General features: G+C 61.7%; 4 protein-coding genes. 2 read left to right on the top strand and 2 right to left on the bottom strand.

Translation table 11 applies throughout. The features are described from left to right. Both A2J03_RS27015 and A2J03_RS27010 read left to right on the top strand, forming a co-directional pair. Positions 1-1120: cytochrome c oxidase subunit I (locus tag A2J03_RS27015; RefSeq protein WP_197480994.1), on the top strand; the 1120-nt coding region annotated here is incomplete at its 5' end. 168 nt (positions 1121-1288) lie between these two features. Then, on the top strand, positions 1289-2176 hold the full coding sequence (locus A2J03_RS27010) for a HAMP domain-containing protein (protein ID WP_231912728.1): 888 nt from the start codon (positions 1289-1291) through the stop codon (positions 2174-2176). A 28-nt stretch (positions 2177-2204) separates the two neighbouring features. Here A2J03_RS27010 and A2J03_RS27005 read toward each other — a convergent pair whose 3' ends face one another. Together A2J03_RS27005 and A2J03_RS27000 are read right to left on the bottom strand one after the other, a co-directional pair. Beyond that, positions 2205-2705: a metallophosphoesterase family protein gene (locus tag A2J03_RS27005; RefSeq protein ID WP_068380486.1), complete on the bottom strand. Its 501-nt coding sequence runs from the start codon at positions 2703-2705 to the stop codon at positions 2205-2207. A gap of 24 nt (positions 2706-2729) precedes the next feature. Next, positions 2730-5985, bottom strand: a 3256-nt coding sequence (locus A2J03_RS27000; protein ID WP_197480993.1) for an error-prone DNA polymerase, incomplete at its 5' end; no start/stop codon positions are given.

Here is a 5985-nt window from a genome sequence, read left to right as displayed (position 1 = left end):
GATTCTGCTGGCGTTCCCGTTGTTGACGGCGGCGTTGTTGGGGTTGGCGGCCGATCGTCATCTGGGTGCGCATCTGTTCGATCCGGCCACCGGTGGAGTGATCCTGTGGCAGCACCTGTTCTGGTTCTTCGGGCATCCCGAGGTGTACATCATCGCGTTGCCGTTCTTCGGGATCGTGTCGGAAGTGTTCCCGGTGTTCTCGCGTAAGCCGATGTTCGGATACACCACCCTGATCTACGCGACGATCGCCATTGCGGCGCTCTCGATCGCGGTCTGGGCGCACCACATGTATGCCACCGGTGCGGTGTTGTTGCCGTTCTTCTCCTTCATGACCTTCCTGATCGCAGTGCCGACGGGTGTGAAGATCTTCAACTGGATCGGCACGATGTGGCGTGGCCAGATAACGCTCGAGACACCGATGTTGTTCTCGATCGGGTTCTTGATCACGTTCCTCTTCGGTGGTCTGTCCGGTGTGCTGTTGGCCTCGCCGCCGATCGACTTCCATGTCACCGACACTTACTTCGTGGTCGCGCACTTCCACTACGTGGTGTTCGGAACGGTGGTGTTCGCGACGTTCGCCGGGATCTACTTCTGGTTCCCGAAGATGACGGGCCGGATGCTGGACGAGACGCTCGGCAAGTGGCACTTCTGGTTGACGTTCTTCGGATTCCACGGCACGTTCCTGGTGCAGCACTGGCTCGGCACCGAGGGGATGCCGCGTCGCTACGCGGACTACCTGGCCTCGGATGGGTTCACCACGCTCAACATCATTTCCACGATCGGTGCGTTCGTGCTCGGTGCGTCGACGTTGCCGTTCGTGTGGAATGTGTTCAAGTCCTACCGGTACGGCGAAGTGGTCACCGTCGATGACCCGTGGGGCTACGGCAACTCGTTGGAGTGGGCGACCTCGTGCCCGCCGCCGCGGCACAACTTCACGGAGTTGCCGCGGATCCGGTCCGAGCGGCCGGCGTTCGAGCTGCACTATCCGCACATGGTCGAGCGGCTCCGCGCCGAAGCCCACGTCGGACCGGGCAGTCACGGTGGACAGACCACCGAAGTCCTCGAACAGGCACGCCGCGCACCGATCGCCACCAGCGACCACGAACACTCCGGCGACTGACAAGCGGGCCTTCTCAGACCACTCTCAGTACCACCGAGGGATACTGGAGCGATGCCGACGCTGCCCTACTCCGGAACGAGGGCAGCCAGCACACTTCGATCGATACGGTCCGCATTGTTTTCTTATCACCACAGCTTTTCACTGCACAGTCGGATTCGAATCCTGACGATGAGTCTCGCTGCACTCGCCGTAGCGGTCAGCGCGCTCGCGATCTATATGGTCGCGGAGCAGGCCCTGCGGGACCAATTGGGTGACCGGGTGTCGCGAAACGCCGATGCTCTGATCAGCGGTGCAACGACCGGAGTGCCCTCCACCGCGTTCGGTTTCGGTGCAGGCAATCCCGATGGGCCTGCGATCAAAGCGACGCTCGTGACGTCCGATGGAGAATTCGTCACGTTCACCACCGACTCCACGCCGTTCACCAATTCGGCCGGTGTGTTCGACGAGCCCGAACAGAACGTCGTGAACGGAACGGCCAGCGAATCGCTCCGTGAAGTGCGCGGATACGCGTTGACCGCGAAGCGCACCACGTCCGGCGAGACCCTCATGGTTGCCGAGTCACTCCATTCGAACGAGCCTCTGCTCACCAAGCTCACACTCGCACTGGTCTCGATCGGCGCATTTCTCGTTGCGCTCGCAGGCATCGCCGGATCCGCGGTTGCCCGTACCGGACTGAGGCCGGTCAAGAGGCTGCGCAATGCAACCGAGCGGGTGGCACGAACGGGCGAGCTCGAACCTATCGTCGTGACCGGAGACGACGAACTCGCCTCGCTGGCCAACAGTTTCAACGAGATGCTTGCGGCACTTGCGGTGTCAGGTGCGCGTCAGAACAAGCTGATCACCGATGCCGGTGAGGAGCTGATGGAACCGCTGCAGGCATTGCGGGCGAAGATCGATATGGTCATGTCGTTCGACGCCGATTCCCCGTCGCCAGTCAGCCGCGCCGAACAGGATGAAGTGCGGGCCGGCGTCATGTCGGACATGGATGTCATCATTCGACTCGTGCACGATCTCGTCGATCAGGCCCGAGACAGCTCCCCTACCGCACGCACGTGACCAGTGGCGAACGACTGGGCTACGGTGCTCACCGCACGGGAAGCCGGTGGATCTCGACACCGTGCAGGTCCCCGCGCTCGATCACCGCTGTCATGTACGTGCAGAATGGCTGTCGGCGGCGATCGGTCGGAGAACCTGGGTTGAGCAGTCGAATTCCGTTGTCGGTGAAGCTGTCCCACGGAATGTGACTGTGCCCGAACACCAGCACGTCGACGTCCGGATACTGTGCGGCCATTCGCTTCTCGCGGCCCACGGCGGCACCCGTTTCGTGAACAACGGCAATCTTCACACCGTCGAGGGTGGCATCGGCGCGTTCGGGCATACGTGCTCGGAGTTCGTCACCGTCGTTGTTGCCCCAGCATGCGATCAATCGCGTCGCGCGAGTCTGCATCTCGTCGAACAGAGCGATATCTACCCAGTCGCCTGCGTGAATCACGACGTCTGCGGCGTCGACAGCGGCCCAGACCTGTTCGGGTAGGGCCCGCGCGCGCTTCGGCACGTGCGTATCGGCGAGCAAGAGCAGGTTCACGTCTCCAGTGTGCCTGGTGAGTGTTCACTTGAAGTCCCGAGACTTCGAACGCACCCTCAGATCCATGAGCTGCAGATGATCTGCGACGACGGTTGCTGCACCCTCGGCGTTCTGCACCTTGCCACGAATGAGCAGGGCCGGAGCTGTGAGTGCCAACTTTCGGTACTTTGCCCACAGCCCCACCGAGCACACGACATTGACCATTCCCGTCTCGTCCTCCAGGTTGATGAAGGTGACGCCACCTGCTGTCGCGGGTCGTTGACGATGAGTCACTGCACCACCGACGAGTACCCGGTCGCCGTCTGGAACCTGCAGCAGACGATTCGCAGGAAGAACTCCCAACCGATCGAGTTGTTCGCGAAAGAACTGAGTCGGATACGACGTGGGTGATACCCCCGTTGCCCAGACATCAGCCGATGCCAGATCCAGATCACTCATTCCAGGTAGCACCGGCGCCCGCGTCGATGCTCCGAGTCCAGGAAGCAGATGTGGACGTTCCCCCGCTGCGGCACCGGCCGCCCACAACGCTTCCCGACGAGTGATCCCGAAGCAACCGAGAGCTCCTGCAGTTGCCAGAGATTCGGCCTGAGCCGTGGACAGCTCGACTCTGCCGGTGAGATCCACGAACGACGAGTACGGTCCGTCGAGGATACGAGTCTCGACGATACGTTCGGCGAGATCCTGGCCGATATTCCGCACATCTGCCAGCCCCATCCGAATCTCGAACCCACCCCCGGTGAGGTCTGCATACCAGGAACTGGCATTGACATCGGGTCCATGGATCTGGACACCGTGGCGCCGCGCATCGGCAACCAAGGACTGCGGAGAGTAGAACCCCATCGGTTGAGCTCGCAGGAGCCCGGCGCAAAACGCTGCGGGATGATGCAGTTTGAACCAGGACGAGTAGAACACGAGGGACGCGAAGCTCTGCGAATGGCTCTCGGGAAAACCGAAATTCGCGAATGCCGACAACTTTTCGTAGATACGATCGGCAGCGGCGCCGATGATTCCGTGCAACTCCCGCATACCGTCGTAGAATCTGCCGCGCAGCTCGTTCATCTTCTCCGGAGAACGCTTCGACCCCATGGCGCGACGCAGCTGATCCGCATCGGCAGCGCTGAAACCCGCGACATCGATCGCCATCTGCATGAGCTGCTCTTGAAAGAGCGGCACTCCGAGCGTGCGATCGAGGGCCTTCTTCAGCGACGGATGATCGAACGTGACGGGCTCGAGTCCATTGCGGCGTTTGATGTACGGATGAACCGAGCCGCCTTGGATGGGTCCCGGTCTGATCAGAGCAACCTCGACCACCAAGTCGTAGAATTCGGTCGGCTTGAGGCGCGGCAATGTCGCCATCTGCGCGCGCGACTCGACCTGGAACACGCCGATCGAATCGGCGCGCTGCAACATGTCGTAGACGGCCTTCTCTCCCAAATCTATCTCCGCCAGATCGATCCGAACTCCCTTGTGCTCGTCCACCAGATCGATCATGTAGTGCAGAGCCGACAACATACCGAGACCGAGCATGTCGAACTTGACCAAACCCACTGCAGCACAGTCGTCCTTGTCCCACTGCAACACGCTGCGATCCGCCATGGTCGCCCATTCGACCGGGCACACATCGGCAATAGGACGATCGCAGATCACCATTCCACCCGAGTGGATACCGAGGTGCCGCGGGAAGCCCTCGATCTGCCGCGCCAGATCGAGAACGGGTTTCGGTATGTCACTCCCCTCCTGATCGCCGATGTTGGACCAGCGGGTGACCTGTTTGCTCCACGCATCCTGCTGGCCCTGCGAGAAGCCGAGCGCGCGCGCCATGTCACGCACCGAGGACTTACCTCGATACGTGATCACGTTTGCGACCTGCGCAGCATACGAACGGCCGTACTTCTCGTACACGTGCTGAATCGCCTCTTCACGCCTGTCCGATTCGATGTCGACATCGATGTCCGGAGGCCCGTCACGCTCGGGTGCCAAGAACCGCTCGAAGAGGAGATTGTTCGCGACGGGATCTACATTGGTGATCCCGATGGCGTAGCACACCGCCGAGTTCGCAGCCGATCCTCTTCCCTGACACAGGATGTCACTACTCTTGCAGAACGCGACTATGTCATGGACGACCAGGAAGTACCCAGGAAAGTTCAACCGCTCGATGATGTCGAGCTCGTAGTCGATCTGTGCATAGGCCGACGGATGCTCGGTCGGTGTGCCGTATCTGCGTGAGGCACCGTCGAGTGTGAGCATACGGAGATAGCTGATCTCGGTATGACCGACAGGTACATCGAACGGCGGAAGCTGCGGGGCGATCAACCGAAGATCGAACGCGCACTCACGTCCGAGTTCTGCCGCAGCACGTACGACGCCCGGGTAGTGCCGAAACAAGCCGGCCATCTCGTCGCCCGATCGCAGATGCGTCCCACCCGTTGGGGACAACCACCCGGAGGCCTCGTCAAGACTGCTGCGTGCACGCACAGCCGCCATTGCCATCGCCAGGCGTCGACTGTCCGGCGTCGCGTAGTGCGCCGCGGTAGTGGCGACAACGGGAAGAGAGCACCGCACTGCTGCCTCGAACAGCGCGTCGTTGCGCTCGTCGTCCTCCGGCACACCATGACGGGTGAGTTCGACGGTGACTCGGTCTGCGCCGAACCTGTCGACCAGATCTCGCAACGCAGCATCCACAGCGTCAGGTCCACCGACCTGTAAGGCGCGTCGAACATGGCCTTTTCGACAGCCGGTGAGAATCTGCCAGTGCCCACCCGATGCTGCCGAAAGAGCATCGAAGTCGTACTGCGGCTTTCCTTTGACCCCACCTGCCAGGTGGGCAGTCGCGATTTCGCGTGACAGTCTGCGGTATCCCTCCTGCCCGCGCGCAAGAACCAACAGATGCATCCCGTCCGGATCCAATTCGCCCGCTCTCGACTTCGCCGTCCCCAACGACAATTCGGCCCCGAAGACAGTGCCGATACCGAGAGCCTTGGCCGCCTCTGCGAATCGCACGACACCGTAGAAGCCGTCGTGATCGGTGATCGCTATCGATTCGAGCCCGAGCCGCACCGCCTCCTCGACCATCGCCTCGGGTTGGCTGGCACCGTCGAGAAAGCTGAAGGCCGAGTGTGCGTGCAGTTCCGCGTACGGCGTGGTTGGAGCCGCCGACCGCGTCACGTTCCCTTCGTACACCTCGCGTTTACGCGACCACGCCGGACTGTCTCCTCCGTCACCGACGATGTCGGGTGTGGAGTGCTTGGGGCGCCCCGACAGGACCCGTTCCATCTCCGAC

The organism is Rhodococcus sp. EPR-157 (assembly GCF_001647195.1).
GTDB lineage: Bacteria > Actinomycetota > Actinomycetes > Mycobacteriales > Mycobacteriaceae > Rhodococcoides.
Note: the sequence above shows the minus strand (reverse complement) of the source record. Positions and strands in the feature narration are given on the sequence as shown.

What these genes read in the sequence shown, in the direction of transcription:
- A2J03_RS27010 (WP_231912728.1), top strand. Translation starts at nt 1,289, where the DNA reads ATGAGTCTCGCTGCACTCGCCGTAGCGGTCAGCGCGCTCGCGATCTAT.